Source organism: Sporosarcina ureae (assembly GCF_029267015.1).
GTDB lineage: Bacteria > Bacillota > Bacilli > Bacillales_A > Planococcaceae > Sporosarcina > Sporosarcina ureae_D.
This window is the reverse complement of the sequence record NZ_JARIEA010000078.1, coordinates 1-21,494: the sequence shown is the minus strand read 5'-3', so window position 1 is coordinate 21,494 and position 21,494 is coordinate 1. Positions and strand designations below refer to the sequence as shown.

Genomic DNA, 21,494 nt, shown 5'->3' with positions numbered 1-21,494 from the left:
GAGGAGGCTGGCTGTAAAGAGAATCGCTCCACTATTCATTTTATTTGTCCTGCAGGTTTCGCTTCCATAACGCTCTGAAGTTCCACAACTGTCGACGGATCTTCAAGACCTGTCACATCGCCTGCGACACTGCCTGTTGTAACGATTTCTTTAATTAAGCGGCGCATAATTTTCCCACTCACTGTTTTCGGCAGGGAGTCAGTTACAACGATTTCTTTCGGCTGGGCTATTTTTCCGATTTGGCGGATGATGTTTTCTTTAATCCGCTCTACAACTTCTTGCCCATCTGCTGCATCTTCAGAAAGGCGGACAAAAACGAAAGGCACTTCTCCTTTAATTTCATCCGGCACACCAATGACCGCGCATTCCGCCACACCTGCACATTCAAGCACAGCACTTTCCATTTCCATCGTGCTCAAACGGTGACCTGCAACGTTGAACGCATCGTCGGAACGGCCGACTACCCAAATATAGCCGTCTTCGTCGATCAGCGCGAGATCGCTTGCATAGTAGCTACCGTCGACTTGGCTGTAGTATGAACCGTAGTAACGTTCCGGCTCTCTCCAAATCGTTCGGCACAGCATCGGAAACGGCTGTTTAATGATCAAGTTGCCGAGCTGCCCGGCTTTCACGGGTTCGCCCGCTTCATTGACGACATCCAACACTGCGCCCAAAAATGGTGAGCCGGAAGAGCCGGGTTTCATCGGCGTCAACCAGGCTGCTCCTGCAATCGGCGAGCCAGCTGTTTCAGTCTGTCCCCACGTGTTGTTAATATAAACTTTTTTCTTGCCGAGCACTTCATATGTCCAGTGCCACGTCTCCGCATCGAACGGCTCGCCGACGAGTGCGATCACGTCAAGGCATGATAAATCAAACTGCTCAATCGGCTTCTCGCCCATGCTTTTCAACATACGCAGCGCTGTTGGAGCTGTAAATAGTTTGTTGACACGATATTTTTCAATGATTTCATAAAAACGTGTCTTCTCGGGATAATCGATCGCTCCTTCGTAAACGACTGTCGTGACACCGTTCGCAAGAGATCCGACGATACCCCAAATATGCATTGTTAGCCAGCCGATGTCGGCCGTACACCAAAACACATCGTCATCGCGATGGTCGAGATGATATTTTGCGTAGACATAGTTCTGCACTACGAATGCCGTCCCTGAATGCACGATCCCTTTCGGCTTGCCCGTTGTGCCACTCGTATAGAAAACTATGCCGCTTTCATTTGCTTCAAGGCGCTCGGGTTCGCAATGGATGCTCGCTTTTTCCGTCAACTCATGCCACCAGTAATCTCGGCCTTCTTGCATATCGATATCAATACCCATGCGATTGACAACGATGACCGCTTCAACTGAAGGAGTAGACGGCACCACTTGATCGACTTTTTCTTTCAATCGAATTTCTTTGCCCCGGCGTATTGTCGCATCTGCTGTGACAATGACTTTAGGTTCAAAGCTTGCTAGCCGATCGGATAAAGAGCGCTCAGAATAGCCAGAAAAGACTGCGTTGTAGATCGCCCCGACACGGAAACAAGCGAGCACCGCTATGACTGACTCCGCTAAGTTCGGCAGATAAATCGCAACACAATCACCTTTTTTCACACCGAATGACCGAAGTACATTGGAAAAACGGTTCACTTCCGCAAGAAGCATCGAATACGTATAAAACTTCGAATCGCCGTTCTCACTTTCCCAAATGAGCGCCGTCCGGTTACCAGCACCGTTTTGTATATGTCGGTCGAGTAAATTGATACTCGGATTCGTAATACCATCGACGAAAAACTTGAAATCAGGGAGTGTGCCACTGATCGTCTCTGTCCACGGTTCATACCATTCGAGCTCACGGGCCTGCTGATCCCAAAATGCCGCGGGATCTTCTTGGGACTGCCGGAGAAGTTCTTGGAAAGCTTCTGCGCTGCCGATCGACGTCGAGCGCGCCTTTTCTTCACTAGGATAAATAAGTTTACTATTTGCCGCTAACTGTAAAACTCGTTCAATATCCATTCAATCGCCCCTTTGTTAATTCATTAAAAATCTTTCACAAATCAGCAGCCGATCTGTTTTGCAATGACCATGCGCTGAACTTCGGACGTGCCTTCACCGATTTCTAAAAGTTTCGCATCGCGGAAGAAACGCTCGACTTGATATTCTTTAATATAGCCATAGCCACCGTGAATCTGCACTGCTTGATCGCAGACCCGCATGCACATTTCGGAGGCAAATAACTTTGCAAATGCCGCTTCTTTTTTGAAAGCACGGCCTTGATCTTTCAACCAAGCAGCTTTATACACCATATTGCGTGCCAGTTCGATATTCATCGCCATATCCGCGAGTTTGAACTGAATCGCCTGGAAGTTCGAAATACTTCTACCGAACTGCTTTCGTTCCTGCGCGTAATTTAACGCCTTCTCGTACGCTCCTTGTGCAATGCCCACACCCATCGCGGCGATGCCAATGCGTCCGCCGTCAAGCGTCGCCAAAAACTGTTTGTAACCGTTCCCAATTTCACCAAGAAGATTTTCTTTCGGCACACGGACATTTTCCAGAATCAATTCCGTTGTATTGGAAGAATGAAGTCCCATCTTTTCGTAGTTTGCGATAACCGTAAATCCTGGTGCATCAGTCGGCACGATAAATGCACTGATACCGTTCGTACCTTTCGAACGGTCTGTAATCGCCGTTACGGCAAGATGTTTCGCATAACTCGCATTCGTAATGAAACATTTCGAACCATTTATGACCCACTCATCGCCTTCAAGTACAGCTGTCGTTTCTGTACCGCCTGCATCGGACCCAGCATTCGGTTCCGTCAATCCAAACGCCCCGAACGATTCGCCCGTACAAATCGGCGTGAGATATTTCTCTTTTTGCTGCGGCGTACCGAATAAATGAAGTGGCGCCCCGCCAAGTGAAATATGCGCAGAATACGTGATGCCTGTCGACGCGCAGACACGGCTCAATTCTTCTGTAACAATCGCAAAACTCGTCGTATCCGCTCCGCCGCCGCTGTATTCTTCCGAGAATGGTAGCCCCATCAAACCGAGCTCAGAAAGCTTTTCAAAAATCTCTTTAGGGAATTCTCCTGTACGATCGCGCTCATCTGCTCCTGGTGCCACTTCCGCTTCCGCAAACTCGCGAACTAGCTTACGCACCATTTGTTGTTCATCCGTCAAATCAAAATTCATATCCAATACCCTCCATTCTTTCATTTCCGCAAATTGTTCTGCTAATACTTAAATTGCAAACGCTTTCATCTATACGTATACTTTCAATAGACCGGCTTTCATTTTATTTCCAGTTCACTTATAATTATAAACAATAAGAAAAATCAATTCTATGTGTGAATTTCTGAAAGAATTTGTGTGTTTTATACAAAAAATATAAATACTATAAGATTAGGATGATAGATTATGCAAGACACGTTAACTCACCGTCAGCTCAAATCTCTCGTACATGTTTCCACTGTTATTAACTCTTCATTAGAAATTGAAACGATTTTCGATTTGATCATTGGAGAAGCAATTTCTGCAGTAGATGCAGCAGGAGGCGGTTCAATTTGGGTTTTCGACCAGCAGAAACAGCGCTTGATGGCCAAATCCGCGCATGGCTTGTTTTATCCACAAATCTTTAAATCGATTGAATTAAGCAACGGCGAATCTATGACAGGCATGACATTTCAAGCGGAAAAAGGACTAGTGTTTAAAAACGAAGAAGAAATAAAACAGGCACTCGATACACTCACTCCTAACAACCGAATGCTGCTCGATGAATCGATTCCCGATAATTTCCATTTCACTTCGATCATTTCATCGCCGGTTTTATTGAAAGGAACATGTATAGGCGTCATTACGCTCGATTCATTTGATAAATCGCTTCATTTCAAAAATGAGGATATGCAGCTGTTAGAGGCGATCGCCCAGCAAGCCGCCATCGCGCTCGAAAAATCGAATATTTATTATGAAGAAAAAAAGACTGTTCAGCAGCTGTCGCGCTCGATTGAAACACAGCGCAACATTGCCAACCTCGTCGTCAACGGAGAAGGAATACAATCCATTATCGATTATATTTACAAAACAATCGGCGAGCATATTTTCTTATTCGATGAAATAGGCGAACTGACCGCTTCGGCCTGCCGCACGCCTGTTACAGAAGAGATGAAAAGCGAGGCGCGACGTTTTGCGAAACAGAACGACCAGTCGTCTAGCAGCCCGTACAGCGTCTCTGAAATCATGCTAGGCCACGAAAACTATCAATTCATTGCGCTATCGCTACAATCGAAAATGAAGACGCTCGGCACACTCATCATCGTCTCAAAAGATCCAATCGGACAAGCCGGAATTAACGCGCTCGAACACATCTGCACTGTTATCATACTCGAGCTAGTCAAAGTACAAACTGTCTATGAAACACAGCAGCGTCTACAGAGCGAATTCATGATAAAAATTTTATCCGGTCAAGCAATGGATGAAACATTAAGGAAGCAGGCAAAAAATCTACAATTCGACTTGAACCGCAACTACATCGCCGTCAGTCTCAATGTCGAAAACAAAGACAAATTGCAGCATGGTGCTATCAGCGAAAACGTCATCAACAATCTGCTACAAACAACGAACAAATACTTCCTGGGAAAAAACTCGCAGGGTGCCGCGCTGATCGATCAAAACAAACTTGGCGCCTTATTCTCCTACCCTGCTAAACTGCAGGCAACAAACCAAGTAGGCAGTATTAAACGACTCGCCTTGCACTTGCAACAGGAAATCGAAAAAACATACAGCGAACTCGACATCACTATCGGCATCGGCAGAATGAAATCAAACCTTGCCGCCGCCCATGAATCATTTAAAGAAGCTGAAAAATGCATCACATTCATGAAAAGCTACCATTTCGAAGAACGTGCCCTGTCCTACACAGATCTCGGTATCCAGCGCTTAATCTTACAAAATTCAGAAGAAGAACTACTGGATTTCGTCCACGAAGTCATCGGCTCGCTAATTCAATACGAACAAACCCGCAAAGGGGACTTGTTGCAAACACTACTTACTTATTTTCGTCAAAATCAAAACATCAAACGAACCGCTGTCGCCCTTCACGTCCACACCAACACACTGAACTACCGCCTGAAACGAATTGAAGAAATTCTTTCAGCCGATCTGACTGATGGCCAGCAATTATTTAATATTCAGCTAGCGGGAAATATTTACCGTTATATTGTACGGTGACAAGAGGACAGACTCCTTGTCACTGTTCTCATCTAAATAGCCAGGTTGCACAACTCCCCAGTTCTTTTACACAATGAATTTTGTAAGCATAAACATTTTCTATAGGGGAAATCAATATAGGCATTACGGGTGGCAACCTGCCAATCACCGCCCTGCCCGCATGGAGGAATTTTAAAATACTAATTGCGGTGATACCTCACAATAAAAAGCGCTGTAAACGTCATTTCTCAACGTTTACAGCGCTTTTTATATTATCTTACCATACATTTTATAACGTCCCAGGAGGGATTCGAACCCCCGACCGATGCCTTAGAAGGGCATTGCTCTATCCAGCTGAGCTACTGAGACAAACACCTGCAACCACAGGCACAAGAACTATTATATGCATAATCCAAAGATAAGTCAACACTATTTCATAAAACTATTTATTAAATATAATTTGGTCTACTAATTCGTGGTTCATGCTATAAAAACTCACAGTATAAGCATCGTCGATTTCAATGACTGCGTACGTCGCTGCCCTACCGCCACGTGGTTGCGTCGTGCTTCCTGGATTAACGAATAATACACCGCTGATCATCTCAGCTCCATATAAATGCGAGTGACCAAATAATGCAATAGTAGCTTGTTGCTCGGCTGCAGCGTAGGAAAGAGTCAGCATAGAGCGTTTGACGTCGTGTTCATGGCCGTGGACAATGAATACAGTCTCATCGCCCACTTTCTGTACTATAGTTGCTGGAAATTGCTCATCATTGTCACAATTACCGCGAACAATATGGATTCCATTAAGCAAAGGATCCTTTGCAGATAACTCACTGTCGCCACAATGGAATATGGCGTCTGCTTGTAATGATTTAATCTGCTTCACTGTATTTATGTCGCCATGTGAATCACTTAAAACAATTAGCTTCATTTCATTTCACCTAGCCTCTTAATAAATTCAGGTAGCCGTTCTTTTAACTGAGCTAACGCCGCTCCACGATGAGAGATGGCACTCTTCTCTTCTGCAGATAGCTCTGCCATAGTCTTTTCTTTACTCGGCACATAAAATATTGGATCATAACCGAATCCATTCGTTCCTTGTCGTTGATCAGTAATGAAACCTTCGCAGCTACCCGAATAAGTAGTGGTTTCGATAGTAGGACCCGCAATCGCTAGAACGCACCGAAAACGAGCTTGACGCGCTGTTTCAGGTACTTCTACAAGATTAGCTAGCAACTTATCGATATTCGCTTCATCGTCTGAAGGCTCGCCTGCATAGCGTGCAGAGTAGACACCCGGTTCACCATTGAGTGCATCAACTTCTAGTCCACTGTCATCTGCAATTACTACTTTCCCTAGTAAATTTGCAACAGTCTCCGCTTTTAGAACGGCATTTTCAACGAAAGTGGTACCCGTTTCTTCTACATCAATTGATTCTTCTATATCTTGCAAGGTCAGTACAGTGATACCCAAAGGGCGAAAGAGAACTTCAAAATCTTTCGCCTTGCCTTTATTATTCGTTGCAATTAACACTTCTTTCATTGCACTTCGCCTGCCTGTTGTCCAATCTTATCCGCCAACTCACCTAACACTTCTTTTTGAATCGCAATCAATTGTTCAATTCCCGATTCAGCCAGCGTCAATAAATCATTCATTTCCGCGCGAGAAAAAGTAGCTTCTTCGCCTGTCCCTTGCAGTTCCACGAATTGGCCTTGTCCCGTCATTACCACATTCATATCAACGTCAGCCGAAGAATCTTCTACGTAGTCCAGATCTGTGATCAATTGACCATCAGCCAGTTTCCCTACGCTTGTAGCAGCAAGGAAGTCACGAACTGGGAATATAGGCAGCTTCTTTTCGATTTGTAATTTATTCGCAGCAATGACCAATGCAACGAATGCACCTGTAATAGAAGATGTACGTGTTCCTCCATCGGCTTGAATGACATCACAGTCGATCCAAATCGTACGCTCACCAATAGCATCTAAATCAACTACCGCGCGTAAAGCCCGTCCAATCAAACGCTGTATTTCCATTGTACGACCACCGACTTTACCACGGGATGATTCACGAATTGTCCGTTGCCCTGTAGCACGCGGCAACATAGAATACTCAGCAGAAATCCAGCCCTTTCCACTATTACGCATAAATGGCGGCACTCGATCTTCAATCGTCGCTGTACAAATCACTTTCGTATTTCCAACTGAAATCAGTACGGAACCTTCTGGGTGAATCAAATAATCTTTCTCAATTGTTACTGTACGAATATCTTCTGTAGCTCTTCCATCATGTCTCATGTGCTTCCTCCGTTATAGTTCATATATTTGTTGTGACCGGTTCATCAAGTCTACATTCAACCTATCTTACCATAAACACAACAAAAAACCCGAAAACAACGTACTGTTTTCGAGTCCTGTCTTCTATTTTAAAGCGTCAATAAGCGTACGTCAGGTTGAGGAATGGCAAGCCAATCTTCAACAATGACTTGAAACTTATCCTTCGAGCCTGTTGTATAAAATATAGGTTCTTCAGCTGAAACAGACAACGTGTTTGCCGCTTCAAGAATACGCTCCACGTCAATCACAGTCTCCACTGCTGAAGAAATAACATTTTTTTGATGAGAGAAATGGGCTTCAATATGATCTTGTAATAATGGATAGTGCGTACAACCAAGTATAACAGAATCAAACGAATGGCTATGCAAAGGCAATAATGTTTGGTCTACAATATCTCTTGCTGCCTGCGTACGATATTCGCCGCTCTCTACGATTGGTACAAACTCCGGACATGCAAGCGAATGAACAATTGCTTGTGGTCTCAGCGCATGTATTGCTTCATCATATGCTTTACTCTTCACGGTGCCCATTGTCCCAAGCACAGCGATTTCGCCTGTCTGCGATGCGTTAACAGCCGCTCTGGCTCCGGGTTGAATAACTCCAACTACGGGAAAGTCAAATTGTTTTCGTACTTCTTCTAGCGCGATAGCAGTCGCAGTGTTACATGCAATAACGAGCATTTTTATACCCATTTGCGCTAAACTATTTACCATGTCCATCGTAAATTGCAACACGTCTTCCGCAGGCCGAGGACCATACGGACAACGTGCATCATCGCCGATATAAATTATAGGTTCATTCGGCAAATATTTGCGTAACTCTCTAACTACTGTAAGTCCGCCGACTCCTGAATCAATTACTCCAATAGGTGCATTCAATGTAATCCCTCAATCTCTTGTCATCTGTTCGTGCAATTTTGCCAGCAATCCTGAAAACTGCTGAATTTCTTGTTCATTTGAGTTCACAAGGACATCCTGTAAATACTCTTGTCTCTTCTGTATAACCTCTTCAATAATACGTATACCTTCAGGTAATAAATGAACGCGGACAACGCGACGATCGTTTTCATCTCGCACTCGCTTTACTAGTTGATTATTTTCCATTCGGTCTACTAAATCAGTCGTTGTACTAAAAGCCAAGAACATTTTATTGGATAGTTCGCCGATTGTCATATCCCCATATTCCAGCAGCCATTGTAAAGCGCTAAATTGAGGAGGTGTAATCGTAGAGTTTTTTAATATTTTTCGTCCTTGCTCCTTGATAATGGATGCAATGTAACGTAGATCTTTTTCCATCTTTGCGATATCCATTGATACGTTTTTCTGTTCATTCAACAAAAAATCAGCTCCCTGAAATGAATCCTATCTTTTCATTGTACCGTTTTCGTTGATGAACGCAACAATTTTACAAGCGATCTTTTGCTAGAGAGGGAGTGATCGACACGGTTTGCACAAAACTAGACAATGATCCTAGGCGGATAGTACTTTTAGTTCAGCCGAAGTTCTCCTAAACGTAGTAACTCAACAATAGCCTGTGCTCTGCCTGATACGCCTAGTTTTTGAATCGTATTCGAAATATGATTTCTTACGGTTTTCTCACTAATAGTCAGCTGTCCAGCAATTTCTTTTGTTGTAAAATCGTCTACTAGCAAAGTGAAAATTTGTCGTTCCCGGTTTGTTAATAAAGAACGGTTTTGCATTTCATCCAAGATGCGCCCCTCCTCTTTACGCTTTCACCTTAAGATATGTAAGCGCAAGGGCGGCTGTGTAGGCTTTTAAGAGTTTTTCAAGAACACTAACTTTTCTTCTTCAGTCCAAGCAACAGGTTTACCGTCTTTTCTTCCCACTTGAACAATTGCGCCTCTACCCGTACACACAATTTCATTACGCTCATTTTTTGCCATGTAGTGCAAATCTACGGAACTATTGCCCATAGAATTAGCTTTCACATAGATTCGAAGCTTCTCGTCAAAGTATACTTGTTTGACGAAGTCGCATTGTAAATCCGCAACGATTGGTATTGTTAGACCTTTTGGGTCCAACCATTTCGCCATATGATTCAGGTCTTTTAAGTATTCGATGCGTGCGTATTCAAAGTACGCGAATACCTTCGTGTTGTTTAGATGCCCATACATATCCGTCTCCGAAAATCGTACAGAGACATCAGCGTGAAATTCAAACCCTCGTTCCCATTGCTCTGCATCTTCAATATAACTCGCTCTCATCTACATATCCCCCTTTTTCTACAAATGAATGACTATTCATTCTTTCATTATATCAAAATATGTATGAACGTCAAATGACGTAAAAAATGTTACTGTGTGTGAATGGATTTAAATTCAAAAGTGAATGCTTAAGAATAGTGAGGAAGTTTGGAGTACGAGGGGATGGAAGCTCCAGTTGGCGGACGCTTTCCTAGTTGGCTCACCGCGAGCCCTCTAGGAAAGCGTCCCCTCCGGAGTGCTAATCCCTAACCCCAACACCGTTCTCCCAATCCATTAAGAAACAACAAAAAAGCTGTCGCAGGAAGTCGTAGAGTTACGACTTCTTGGACAGCTTAGTTTATAGAATTTAATCTACTTGGTGGTCACTTCCGAAGAAGTTCTTGAACATTTGGATCGTTGTTGCTCTACCAATTGCACCAAGAGAAGTTGTCAAAGGAATTCCTTTAGGACAAGCCACTACACAGTTCTGCGCGTTACCACATTCAGTGATTCCGCCGTCTCCCATTACTGTAGCCAAACGCTCATCTTTGTTCATTGAACCCGTTGGATGGGCGTTGAATAAACGTACTTGTGACATCAATGCAGGTCCCATGAAGTTCGTCTTGTCGTTAACGTTCGGACAAGCTTCTAGACATACACCGCAAGTCATACATTTAGACAATTCATATGCCCACTGGCGCTTACGCTCAGGCATACGAGGGCCTTCACCAAGATCGTACGTTCCATCAATCGGAACCCAAGCTTTGATACGCTTTAACGAATCAAACATGAATTCACGGTCAACAATTAAGTCACGAACGACTGGGAATGTGCGCATAGGCTCAAGTTTAATAGGTTGTGTCAACTGATCTACCAATGCAGTACATGACTGACGAGGACGACCATTGATAACCATTGAACATGCTCCACAAACCTCTTCCAAACAGTTCATATCCCAGTTAATTGGCGTAGTCTTTTCACCTTTTGCATTTACAGGGTTACGTCTGATTTCCATCAAAGCCGAGATTACGTTCATATTCGGGCGATATGGAACTTCAAATCTTTCAGTATAAGGACTTGAAGTGGCAGTATCTTGACGTTGAATGTCAAACACGACAGTTTTTGTAGCAGTTGCAGTTGCACTTGCTGTTTGTTGTTCGCTCACTTTTTATCAATCTCCTTTCTTCGCTGAGTAATCGCGGATACGTGGAGGAATGATAGAAGTATCTACTTCTTCATAAGATATAATTGGTGCAGATACTCCGTCAAATTCCGCAATTGTTGTTTTCAAGAAGTTCTCATCATCACGATTCGGGAATTCTGGCTTATAGTGCGCGCCACGGCTCTCGTCACGATTCAATGCACCTAAAGTGATTACACGTGCTAAATATAGCATGTTCTTCAACTGGCGTGTAAACATAGCTCCTTGGTTAGACCAAAGTTGTGTATCTGTAATGTTAATGTTTTCATAGCGCTCAAGTAACTCGACAATTTTATCGTCTGTCTGCTTCAACTTATCATTGAAACGAACAACCGTTACGTTGTCAGTCATCCATTCGCCAAGCTCTCTGTGAAGAACGTACGCATTTTCTGTACCGTCCATCTTAAGAGTGTCTTCCCATTTCTGTTGTTCTTCTTTAATTGCATCTTCGAAGATCGTTGCAGGAAGTTCATCAGCAGTACGCTTCAGATGCTTCATGTAATCAATTGCGTTTGGTCCTGCGACCATTCCGCCGTAGATAGCAGATAGCAATGAGTTCGCACCTAGACGGTTTGCACCGTGCTGTGAATAATCACATTCGCCCGCTGCAAATAAACCTGGGATGCTTGTTTGCTGGTGATCGTCAACCCATAGTCCACCCATTGAGTAGTGAACAGCCGGGAAGATTTTCATCGGCAATTTACGTGGATCGTCTCCTGTGAACTTTTCATAAATCTCGATGATTCCACCGAGTTTAATATCAAGTTCTTTAGGATCCTTGTGGGATAGATCCAAGTACACCATGTTTTCACCGTTGATACCTAGTTTTTGGTTTACACACACGTCGAAGATTTCACGTGTTGCGATATCCCGTGGAACTAAGTTACCGTAGTCTGGATATTTCTCTTCCAAGAAGTACCATGGCTTACCATCTTTATATGTCCAAACTCGTCCACCTTCACCACGTGCAGATTCACTCATTAGACGAAGTTTGTCGTCTCCAGGAATTGCTGTTGGGTGAATTTGAATGAATTCGCCGTTTGCATATTTTGCACCTTGTTGATAAACGATGGAAGCTGCAGAACCTGTATTGATTACAGAGTTTGTAGACTTACCAAAGATAATCCCAGGGCCGCCTGTTGCCATGATGACAGCATCCGCTTTGAATGCTTCGATTTCCATTGTCTTCATGTTTTGAGCTTTGATACCGCGGCAAGTTCCATCTTCGTCTTTGATGATTCCAAGGAACTCCCAATGCTCATACTTTTGAACAAGTCCTGCTACTTCATGAGAACGAACTTGTTCGTCAAGAGCATACAGTAACTGTTGTCCTGTAGTTGCACCCGCATACGCTGTACGGTGGTGAAGTGTACCACCGAAACGACGGAAATCTAATAAACCTTCTGGTGTACGGTTGAACATAACACCCATACGGTCTAATAAGTGGATGATTCCAGGAGCTGCTGCCGTCATTGCTTGTACTGGTTTTTGGTTCGCTAGGAAGTCTCCACCGTACACTGTATCATCAAAGTGAATGTCGACGGAGTCGCCTTCACCTTTCGTGTTTACAGCACCGTTAATGCCACCTTGGGCACATACGGAGTGGGAACGTTTTACTGGAACTAGCGAAAACAAGTCAACCGGTACGCCAGCTTCTGCTGACTTGATGGTAGCCATTAGTCCAGCTAGTCCTCCACCGACGACAATCAATCTGCCTTTTGCCATTATTGTTTCACTCCTCAATTATACGTAATTTCATTAGTTGTTTTAATTAATTATACAAATGCTAGAAGTGCTTGAACTCCAATTACAGAAAGTACTAGGAATACAACGATCGTAATATAAGATACGATCTGTTGTGATCTTGGTGATTGTGCAATTCCCCAAGTAACACAGAAAGACCATAGTCCGTTTGCTAAGTGGAAAGTAGCAGAAAGAATACCTACCATGTAGAATACTAGCATAAGTGGATTCGATAAGATATCCGCCATCATGTTAAAGTCTACTTCAGTACCAAGCGCTTTTTGAATACGAGTTTCGTATACATGCCATGCGATGAAGATGACTAGGAATACGCCTGTGAACCGTTGGAGCGTGAACATCCAGTTACGGAAAGTGCTGTAATGGCCCACATTGTATTTCGCTGAAAAAGCTATGTACACTCCGTAAAAAGCGTGGAACATGAGTGGAATATAAATAATAAACCATTCCAAGAACAAGACAAACGGCAAGTTCCCCATAAAGTTAGATGCTGTGTTGAATGCTTCTTCACCGCGCGTTGCAAAGTGGTTAATAACTAAGTGTTGGGCAACAAATAGACCAACTGGAATAACTCCAAGCAACGAGTGTAGACGGCGTAAGAAAAAATCTGATTCTTTCGACAAGTCTTTTACCCTCCCTTATTTCTGAGAATATACTGTAATGATGCGATTCTCTATTTGGTCCGCATTCACCAGTATCTCTCTTCGTGGTATAATATGATAACATGTACATTGTACTCCTCTGTTTGGGGCAGGTCAAGATGCTGTCTACTTTTTATACTATATTATGACTTTTCCAATAATGTCGTTTTACTACATTATTAACCACATGATCCGACAGTTGCCGACAATGCAAGAAGCTGTTAATGACGCTCTTTCAAACAGGTTATCATGACTTATTAATCGAAAGTAATTTAGGCTATAATCCAATTTACATTTTAAACTACTGATATCTGACTATTCCGAAAAAATGTGGCGAAATTGAAACATGTTTTTGCTTTTAGAAGATTAAAGTACTTTACTATAGAAAAGCCCTTGACTACTCAGTCAGGGGCTTTTGACTATCTTCCGGTCTTTGGAAGTGAGCGATCAAGTCATCTGCAACTTTTTTAGGCATTCCAGACTCTTTCAATTGTTCAGGTGTCGCTTCACGTATGGCTTTCACTGATTTAAAATGCTTCAATAGTTGTTGCTTACGTTTTGGCCCAATACCATCAATACCATCTAAGGAAGATGTTAGTGATGATGCGCCTCTACGTTGTCTATGGAACGTAATAGCAAAGCGGTGAACTTCGTCTTGAACACGTTGTAATAAATAAAATGCTTCACTCGTTTTCTTCAATGGAACGATTTCAGGAGGATGACCATATAGCAACTGAGCCGTATTATGCTTATCATCCTTTGCAAGACCCGCAATAGGAATCGATAAGCCGAGTTCATCTTCAATGACTTCTCGGGCTATTTCCATTTGCCCTTTCCCACCATCGATCACAATCAAATCCGGTAAAGGCAATTCTTCTTTTAATACACGTGCGTAACGTCGTCTAACTACTTCTCGCATAGCTCCATAATCATCGTGAGCTGCAGCTGTTTTCGTTTTATACTTTCGGTAATCTTTACGATTCGGACGTCCATCCACAAATGATATCATCGCGGATACCGGTTCCACTCCATGTGTATGAGAGTTATCAAATGCTTCTATTCGAAGAGGCGTACTAATATTCATCGCTTCTCCAAGTTCTTCACAAGCGCCAATTGTACGTTCTTCTTGTCGCTCAATTATTTGGAACTTTGCATTCAATGCAATAGACGCATTTTTGGCAGCAAGTTTGACAAGTTCTTTTTTCTTTCCACGTTGCGGTATTAACACGGTTGTATCAAGCAATTGATCTGCTAACGCAAAATCAACGGTCTCTGGAAGAAGTACTTCTTTAGGCAATAAATGTTGGGCTTCTCCATAGAAACGGCCTAGATACGTCAGTAATTCTTCTTCAGGATCTCTATAGGCTGGGAAAATGGATACGTCACGTTCTATCATTTTACCTTGACGTACGAAGAACACTTGAACGCACATCCAACCTTTATCGACTGCATAGCCGAAAATATCTCGGTCAGTAAAGTCGTTCGCATTCATATTCTGCTTTTCCATAACAGTTTCGATATTTGTGATTTGATCACGATATTCTTTCGCGCGTTCGAACTCCAACTCTTCAGCTGCTTTATTCATTTTTTGCTCGAGCTCTTTTTTAACTTCCTTATAACCACCATTTAGAAATCGTGTAATGTCCGTAATCATTTCTGTATACGCCTCTGCAGGTACCTCTTTGATACAAGGCGCCAAACATTGTCCAATATGATAGTACAAACAGGCACGCGTTGGGATACTTTGACACTTACGGTATGGATACAGTCGATCCAATAACTTTTTGGTCTCATGCGCCGCAGTAGCATTTGGGTAAGGTCCAAAGTATCTACCCGATTTCTTATTTACTTTACGAGTAATAATCAATTTCGGGTGTCTTTCATTGGTGATTTTCAAGTAAGGATAAGTTTTATCATCCTTCAGCATAATATTGTATTTGGGATCGTATTTCTTAATCATGTTCAATTCCAGAATCAAGGCTTCAATTTCAGAATTGGTGACAATATATTCAAAATCCTCTATTTCTCCGACCAATCGCTGGGTCTTGCCATCGTGTGATCCCGTGAAATAACTGCGCACACGATTTCTCAACACTTTTGCTTTCCCTACATAAATGACGGTGCCTTGACGATCCTTCATTAAATAGCATCCTGGCAATTCGGGGAGGATTGAAAGTTTATGTTCAATAATTTCATTCATTATTTTCACCTACTAAAAGACCGGGTGCTAAAGCAGCCCCGGTCCAATGTATTTATGCGTGTTTTTCAACTAGTTGTGCAAGTGCTTCTTTAGGTTGGAAGCCTACTACCTTCTCAGCTACTTCTCCATCTTTAAAGAGTAGAAGTGTTGGGATCGACATGATGCCGAACTGGCTAGCAGTTGCTTGGTTGTCATCAACGTTTACTTTTACAATGTTCGCTTTTCCTTCTAATTCACCTGAAAGTTCTTCAAGTACAGGAGCGATCATTTTACATGGTCCACACCAAGGTGCCCAAAAGTCTACTAGTACTACGCCTTCTTTTACGTTTTCAGCAAAGTTCGAATCAGTTGCATTAATAATTGCCATTATTATTTCCTCCTTAGTGTTTAACTATATTCGTATTATATCACGGAGGTATAGAAGGGGCTAAAAAAATGCCTGTACCAAAACATTAGCTGACTTTGATCTTTTTAATTTCTTCAATCATCATCGGAATGATCTCGAAGATGTCACCTACGATACCGTAGTCTGCAATTTTAAAGATGTTCGCTTCTGGATCTTTATTGATCGCGACAATGACTTTCGAGTTAGACATACCGGCTACGTGCTGGATTGCTCCAGAAATTCCAGCTGCGATATACAAGTCTGGAGTAACAACTTTACCCGTTTGACCAATCTGTAGTGAATAGTCGCAGTAATCTGCGTCACATGCTCCACGTGAAGCACCTACCGCACCGCCTAGAAGATCAGCCAATTCTTTTAAAGGCTCGAATCCTTCAGGTCCTTTAACTCCACGACCACCTGCTACTATTACTTTTGCTTCAGATAAATCTACGCCTTCTGTTGATTTACGTACTACGTCTTTGATAACAGAACGAAGATTTGTAATATCTACAGTTTTTGCTGTGACGTCCCCTGAACGGCTTGCATCGTGTGCTAACGGCTCGATGTTGTTCGGACGGATTGTGATAAATTGTAAACCTTCTTTAATTTCCACTTTTTCAAATGCTTTGCCGGAATAGATTGGACGGATGAATTCTGCATCGTCGCCTTCTCCTTCAATTTTCGTTACATCTGAAATTAAACCTGTTCCAAGCTTACTTGCAATTTTGGGTGATAAGTCTTTACCCATAGCTGTGTGACCGAATACTACGCCGTCCGGAGACTCCTCTTCGTAAACTGCCATGAATGCCTGACCAAAACCGTCTGGCGTGTAGTATTTCAAGTGTGGGTGCTCAACCGTTACTACACGGTCCGCTCCATAATGAATCATTTCTTCACCTAGTGACTGAACTTGATCGCCAATAAGAACAGCGACAACTTCTCCACCACCTGAAATATTCTTTGCTGCTGCAATTGTTTCAAATGATACGTTACGTAGTTCTCCATCGCGTGCTTCACCTAAAACCAACATCTTCTTTGACATAATGTAGTCCCTCCTAATTACGGTTCTCTATATGAATTAAAGTACTTTCGCTTCGTTGCGCAATAATTTTATAAGTTCTGCCGCTTGATCTGCTGGCTCTCCTTCGAGTACACGCCCTGCTGATTTAGCTGGTGGCAAGAAGACTTCCTTCGTTTCCGTCTTCGCTTCTACCTCATCTTCCTCTAGATCTAGGTCATCAAACTCTAGGTCTTCGAGAGGTTTCTTCTTTGCTTTCATAATCCCAGGTAAAGAAGGATAACGCGGTTCGTTCAGACCTTGTTGTGCTGTAACTAGAAGTGGTAGGGATGTTTCAATAGTTTCTGAATCCCCTTCTACGTCTCGTACAACTGTTGCGTTCGTTCCGTCTATTGTTAATTCAGTAATTGTCGTAACATAGTTAATCCCAAGCAATTCTGCTACACGTGGTCCTACTTGCCCTGAACCACCGTCGATAGCTACGTTACCCGCAAGAATCAAATCAGCATCTTTGTCTTTTAAGTAATCTGCAATGACTTTCGCTGATGTATATTCGTCAATATCATCAATGTCGTCTTCAATATTGATGAGTACTGCTTTATCTGCACCCATTGCCAATGCCGTACGCAATTGTTTCTCTGAATCTTCGTCACCGATCGATAATACAGTTACTTCCCCACCGTGTTCATCACGTAGTTTAATAGCTTCTTCTACTGCGTACTCATCGTATGGGTTGATGATGAATTCTGCACCATCTTCAGCAATGGCACCGTTTGAGATTGAAATTTTTTCTTCCGTATCAAATGTTCTTTTTACTAATGCATAAATGTTCATTAATAGAACCTCCTATTCGATAATTACTTCCCTGTAAATGTAGGTTGACGCTTTTCAATAAATGCTTGAATACCTTCTTTTGCATCTTCAGAGACAAATACTTCTCCGAATGACTTTGCTTCTGCTTCCACCCCATCATAGAATGACTGGTCTTTTGAATAAGAAAGCATATGCAATGCATGCTTCACTGCAATCGGACTCTTTTGAGAGATCTTCTTCGCAAGCTTCAATGTCTCAGTTGAAAGTTCTTCATCTGAATACGCATGATTTGCAAGACCCCATTGTACTGCATCTTCGCCTGAAATCGGATCGCTCGTCAACATGATTTCTGTCGCTTTTGCTACACCAACTAAGCGTGGCAAACGCTGTGTTCCTGCAAATCCAGGTATTAGCCCGAGTTGCAATTCAGGTAAGCCGAGTTTAGCACTTTTCGTAACCAAACGGATGTGGCATGCCATTGCCAACTCCAAGCCGCCACCAAGTGCTGCACCATGAATGGAAGCGATTACAGGTTTAGGGAAGTTTTCTAAGCGTTCGAAAACTTCTTGACCTTTACTAGATAGATTCGTGAACGCTTCACCCGTGTGCACTGTAGTGAATTCTTTAATATCCGCACCAGCTGAGAAGAAACGACCTTCTCCATAAAGAACAATAACACGAATCTCGTCGTCATGCTCCACGCTAGTTAACAGTTGATCCACTTCTTCAATCAATTTCGAAGACAGTGCGTTCGCGGGTGGATGGTCAATTTTCGCTAATGCGACATAACCGTCTTTCTCCATGTTAATCAATGTCATCTACTATCTCTCCTTTAGTGCAATGCTTACTGCTGCTTGTAGCCATGTAGTAGCATATCGCTAACTTTAGGCGCTAAGCTGACTAAATTAAACTTCTGTTCGTTCATCACCCAAGAGGTAATCGTCTCATCCATTGTGCCAAATAACATCTGTCTTGCTAGTCTGAGATCTAGATCAGGAGATAACTCCCCTTTCTCTACCCCTTCTTCAAGCAAAGTATCCAACAAAACCATATATTCTTTCAACACATTATTGATTTGGAATCGCAGATCTTTATTTGACTGTCTGAGTTCCAATTGTGTGACGATCGCTAAGTGAGGATCTTCTTGCAGCACTCTAAAGTGACTTTCTACAACCAATTGCAATTTTCCTGCAATGGGAAGGTCTTTTTTTAATATCTCTTTAATATTCTCTACGAAAATCGCCATTTTTTCCCTGAATACGGATATAAGAATATCTTCTTTATTTTTAAAATACAAATAAATCGTTCCATCGGCGACTCCAGCTTCTTTAGCAATTTTCGAGACTTGCGCTTGGTGGTACCCATTTTCTGCAATAACAATTACTGCAGCATCTACTATTTGTTTATATTTAGGTTTTGTTCGCTTCATTATGTTTCACCACCAAAAAAGAAAATATGAATGATGGTTCATTCATATTTTCATAGTAATATTATTTTGTGTTTTAGTCAAGCATTTTGTTACGAACTTTTCAATGTATTCTGATCTTCTGTTAATTTCTTTCGTTCTTCTTCTACTAATGTTCTGCGTAGAATTTTTCCTACCGCCGTTTTGGGAAGATCTTCACGGAAATCATATTGCTTTGGAACTTTAAATGCTGCTAGTTGTTTTCTGCAATACGTATCTAATTCTTTTTCCGTTACCGAATGTCCTTCTTTTAAAACAATATATGCCTTAACTGTTTCACCCCGGTATGGATCTGGTACTCCTGCGACGATACATTCTTGAATAGCTGGATGTTCGTAGAGGACTTCTTCAATCTCACGTGGATAGACATTGAAGCCACTTGCGATAATCATATCTTTTTTACGATCCACTATATAAAAGTATCCGTCTTCATCCATATACCCTAGATCTCCAGTCAAAAACCATCCATCACGGAAAGACTCTTGTGTATCATCGGGTCTATTCCAATAACCTGTCATGACTTGAGGTCCTTTTACTGCAATTTCACCAATTTCTCCAACAGGCAACGGTTCTGTAGACCCTGGTCCTAGTACGCAAGCATCCGTATCAGGCCAAGGAACGCCAATAGAGCCACGTTTCTCAAGTCCATCCCACACAAAGTTTGCCATTGCAACCGGAGATGTTTCTGTTAAGCCATACCCTTCTACAAGTTTTCCACCTGTTACCGCTTCGAATTTCTCTTTTACTTCAATTGGTAAAGCAGCTGATCCGCTAATACAAGCTTTAATAGAAGATAGATCGTATTTCTCTAGATCCGGATGGTTCAACAAACCTATATAAATAGTAGGTGCTCCTGGAAATAGAGTCGGTTTTAATTTGTCAATATCTTTTAACGCAGTCTTAAAGTCGAATTTAGGTATAAGTACCATTTTATGACCCTTCATTACTGCAAAGATCAGTACAGTCGTCATTCCATAGACATGAAAGAATGGTAGAATACCCATAATCGTTTCTTCGCCATCCGTCGTTTTGTACAACCACGCACTACACATTTCAGTATTGCTGATTAAATTGGAATGTGTCAACTCCACGCCTTTTGGTGGACCTGTAGTTCCTCCAGTGTATTGCAATAAAGCAATATCGCCCGTCTCATAACTTACATGAATCGGATCTGCACTCGTCGTTTTCATTATTTCAGTATATAAATGATGAATACCACGATGTTCCACTTTCACAGTGATCTTGTGTTCTTTCTTCTGAATAAATGGATAGACTAGATTCTTCGGGAATGGAAGATAATCTTTAATCCCCGTTATAATAATATTCTCAAGCGCTGTTCCATTCATTGCTTTCGTGACACGCGGGAACAAGATATCAAGTGAAATAATGACTTTTGCACCCGAATCGGATAGCTGATAATGTAGTTCACGTTCTGTATATAGTGGGTTTGTCTGAACAACAATTCCACCTGCATAGAGAATACCAAAGTACGCAATGGCACCTTGTGGACAGTTCGGAAGCATGATGGCTACGCGGTCACCCTTCTCTACCCCCAGCTTTTGCAAATAGGTAGCAAATTTCAACGCAGACTCATGAAATTCTTTGAACGTGATGTCTTTCCCAAGAAAATGTATTGCCGTTTTGTTGGCATATTTCTTGCTGGACCTTGTTAAATAGTCTTGCAATGGAATATTTTCGTATTCCAAATGCGTTGGGATTTCTTTTGGATAAGTAGCAAGCCAAGGTTTTTGTGTCATCTTCACAACTCCTTTACAATATTGTAATTGTTTGAACATTCCTTGTTCATTAGTATATCGATAAACTATTTAGTTTACAAGATAAATATGAAAGCGCTTTAATTATTTGGTTAAATACCTCTTAATCTATGTTAGTGTGATTGCCATTATGCATTTATTCATTTGGAGAGGGTGTTGGGGTAGGGATCAGCGCTACGGAGGTGACGCTTTCCTAGAGGGCTCGCGGTGAGCCAACCTATCGCTGCGCTCTCTTAGTTGTCTCTCCTGTCGAGCTGATCCTCTGGGAGTCGCCCCTCCTACGCGCTGCCCCCTTGCATTGTAAGTGGGTGATACTCTTTTTGTGCATTAAAATAAGTGTTGTAATAAGTGTTGTAATAGGTTTTGTAATCGATTTTGAACTGTAGAACTTGAAACTAAAGAAGTTAAGACAAAACAATAATTCACACACTACTTACATTGAGTGATCTAAGTACTAGCACTATTAAAGTAGGATGGAAGCGGAAGTTGG

General features: G+C 42.3%; 20 protein-coding genes and 1 tRNA gene. 1 reads left to right on the top strand and 20 read right to left on the bottom strand.

What is annotated here, in order from left to right; all coding sequences use genetic code 11:
* Positions 1–35: 35 nt before the first annotated feature.
* Both acs and Q7P97_RS13710 read right to left on the bottom strand, forming a co-directional pair.
* Entirely contained in the window at positions 36–2,009 is a 1,974-nt protein-coding gene (gene acs, locus Q7P97_RS13715) for an acetate--CoA ligase (protein ID WP_303969893.1), read from the bottom strand.
* A gap of 41 nt (positions 2,010–2,050) precedes the next feature.
* Complete coding sequence (locus Q7P97_RS13710; protein ID WP_303969892.1) at positions 2,051–3,190, bottom strand: acyl-CoA dehydrogenase; 1,140 nt, start codon at positions 3,188–3,190, stop codon at positions 2,051–2,053.
* 225 nt (positions 3,191–3,415) lie between these two features.
* On the opposite strand from Q7P97_RS13710, the gene Q7P97_RS13705 reads away from it, so the two are divergent.
* Complete coding sequence (locus Q7P97_RS13705; protein ID WP_303969891.1) at positions 3,416–5,224, top strand: helix-turn-helix domain-containing protein; 1,809 nt, start codon at positions 3,416–3,418, stop codon at positions 5,222–5,224.
* Between the two features lie 274 nt (positions 5,225–5,498).
* Here the strand turns inward: Q7P97_RS13705 and Q7P97_RS13700 are convergent.
* The 18 genes from Q7P97_RS13700 to Q7P97_RS13615 form a co-directional block, all read right to left on the bottom strand.
* Positions 5,499–5,572 (bottom strand) — tRNA-Arg (locus tag Q7P97_RS13700).
* Positions 5,573–5,645: 73 nt separating this feature from the next.
* Entirely contained in the window at positions 5,646–6,137 is a 492-nt protein-coding gene (locus Q7P97_RS13695; RefSeq protein ID WP_303969889.1) for a metallophosphoesterase, read from the bottom strand.
* Positions 6,134–6,748 (bottom strand): XTP/dITP diphosphatase, encoded by a 615-nt coding sequence (locus Q7P97_RS13690; RefSeq protein WP_303969887.1) that lies wholly within the window; start codon positions 6,746–6,748, stop codon positions 6,134–6,136. The genes Q7P97_RS13695 and Q7P97_RS13690 overlap by 4 nt, the downstream gene beginning before the upstream one ends.
* Positions 6,745–7,503 (bottom strand): ribonuclease PH, encoded by a 759-nt coding sequence (gene rph / locus Q7P97_RS13685; protein WP_303969885.1) that lies wholly within the window; start codon positions 7,501–7,503, stop codon positions 6,745–6,747. The genes Q7P97_RS13690 and rph overlap by 4 nt, the downstream gene beginning before the upstream one ends.
* A gap of 128 nt (positions 7,504–7,631) precedes the next feature.
* Positions 7,632–8,420, bottom strand: a complete 789-nt coding sequence (gene racE, locus Q7P97_RS13680) for a glutamate racemase (protein ID WP_303969883.1) — start codon at positions 8,418–8,420, stop codon at positions 7,632–7,634.
* 9 nt (positions 8,421–8,429) lie between these two features.
* Positions 8,430–8,852, bottom strand: a complete 423-nt coding sequence (locus Q7P97_RS13675; RefSeq protein ID WP_303969957.1) for a MarR family winged helix-turn-helix transcriptional regulator — start codon at positions 8,850–8,852, stop codon at positions 8,430–8,432.
* Positions 8,853–9,028: 176 nt separating this feature from the next.
* The gene (locus Q7P97_RS13670) at positions 9,029–9,241 is read right to left on the bottom strand and encodes a helix-turn-helix domain-containing protein (protein WP_037561560.1); all 213 of its coding nucleotides are present in this window, start codon (positions 9,239–9,241) and stop codon (positions 9,029–9,031) included.
* A 75-nt stretch (positions 9,242–9,316) separates the two neighbouring features.
* Positions 9,317–9,766: an acyl-CoA thioesterase gene (locus tag Q7P97_RS13665; RefSeq protein ID WP_303969881.1), complete on the bottom strand. Its 450-nt coding sequence runs from the start codon at positions 9,764–9,766 to the stop codon at positions 9,317–9,319.
* Between the two features lie 346 nt (positions 9,767–10,112).
* Positions 10,113–10,910 (bottom strand): succinate dehydrogenase iron-sulfur subunit, encoded by a 798-nt coding sequence (sdhB, locus tag Q7P97_RS13660; protein WP_303969879.1) that lies wholly within the window; start codon positions 10,908–10,910, stop codon positions 10,113–10,115.
* A 6-nt stretch (positions 10,911–10,916) separates the two neighbouring features.
* Positions 10,917–12,671 carry a succinate dehydrogenase flavoprotein subunit gene (gene sdhA, locus Q7P97_RS13655; protein ID WP_303969877.1) on the bottom strand — a complete coding sequence of 585 codons (1,755 nt, stop codon included), beginning with the start codon at positions 12,669–12,671 and terminating at the stop codon, positions 10,917–10,919.
* Positions 12,672–12,721: 50 nt separating this feature from the next.
* The gene (locus Q7P97_RS13650; RefSeq protein WP_303969875.1) at positions 12,722–13,330 is read right to left on the bottom strand and encodes a succinate dehydrogenase cytochrome b558 subunit; all 609 of its coding nucleotides are present in this window, start codon (positions 13,328–13,330) and stop codon (positions 12,722–12,724) included.
* 415 nt (positions 13,331–13,745) lie between these two features.
* Positions 13,746–15,548 carry an excinuclease ABC subunit UvrC gene (gene uvrC / locus Q7P97_RS13645; RefSeq protein WP_303969873.1) on the bottom strand — a complete coding sequence of 601 codons (1,803 nt, stop codon included), beginning with the start codon at positions 15,546–15,548 and terminating at the stop codon, positions 13,746–13,748.
* A 52-nt stretch (positions 15,549–15,600) separates the two neighbouring features.
* Positions 15,601–15,915, bottom strand: a complete 315-nt coding sequence (gene trxA, locus Q7P97_RS13640) for a thioredoxin (protein ID WP_029052960.1) — start codon at positions 15,913–15,915, stop codon at positions 15,601–15,603.
* 85 nt (positions 15,916–16,000) lie between these two features.
* Positions 16,001–16,975 carry an electron transfer flavoprotein subunit alpha/FixB family protein gene (locus Q7P97_RS13635; protein ID WP_303969870.1) on the bottom strand — a complete coding sequence of 325 codons (975 nt, stop codon included), beginning with the start codon at positions 16,973–16,975 and terminating at the stop codon, positions 16,001–16,003.
* Positions 16,976–17,011: 36 nt separating this feature from the next.
* Complete coding sequence (locus Q7P97_RS13630) at positions 17,012–17,785, bottom strand: electron transfer flavoprotein subunit beta/FixA family protein (RefSeq protein WP_303969868.1); 774 nt, start codon at positions 17,783–17,785, stop codon at positions 17,012–17,014.
* Positions 17,786–17,808: 23 nt separating this feature from the next.
* Positions 17,809–18,582 carry an enoyl-CoA hydratase gene (locus tag Q7P97_RS13625; protein ID WP_303969867.1) on the bottom strand — a complete coding sequence of 258 codons (774 nt, stop codon included), beginning with the start codon at positions 18,580–18,582 and terminating at the stop codon, positions 17,809–17,811.
* Between the two features lie 26 nt (positions 18,583–18,608).
* Entirely contained in the window at positions 18,609–19,193 is a 585-nt protein-coding gene (gene fadR, locus Q7P97_RS13620) for a fatty acid metabolism transcriptional regulator FadR (protein WP_303969865.1), read from the bottom strand.
* Positions 19,194–19,282: 89 nt separating this feature from the next.
* Complete coding sequence (locus tag Q7P97_RS13615; RefSeq protein WP_303969864.1) at positions 19,283–20,986, bottom strand: long-chain-fatty-acid--CoA ligase; 1,704 nt, start codon at positions 20,984–20,986, stop codon at positions 19,283–19,285.
* Positions 20,987–21,494 lie beyond the last annotated feature (508 nt).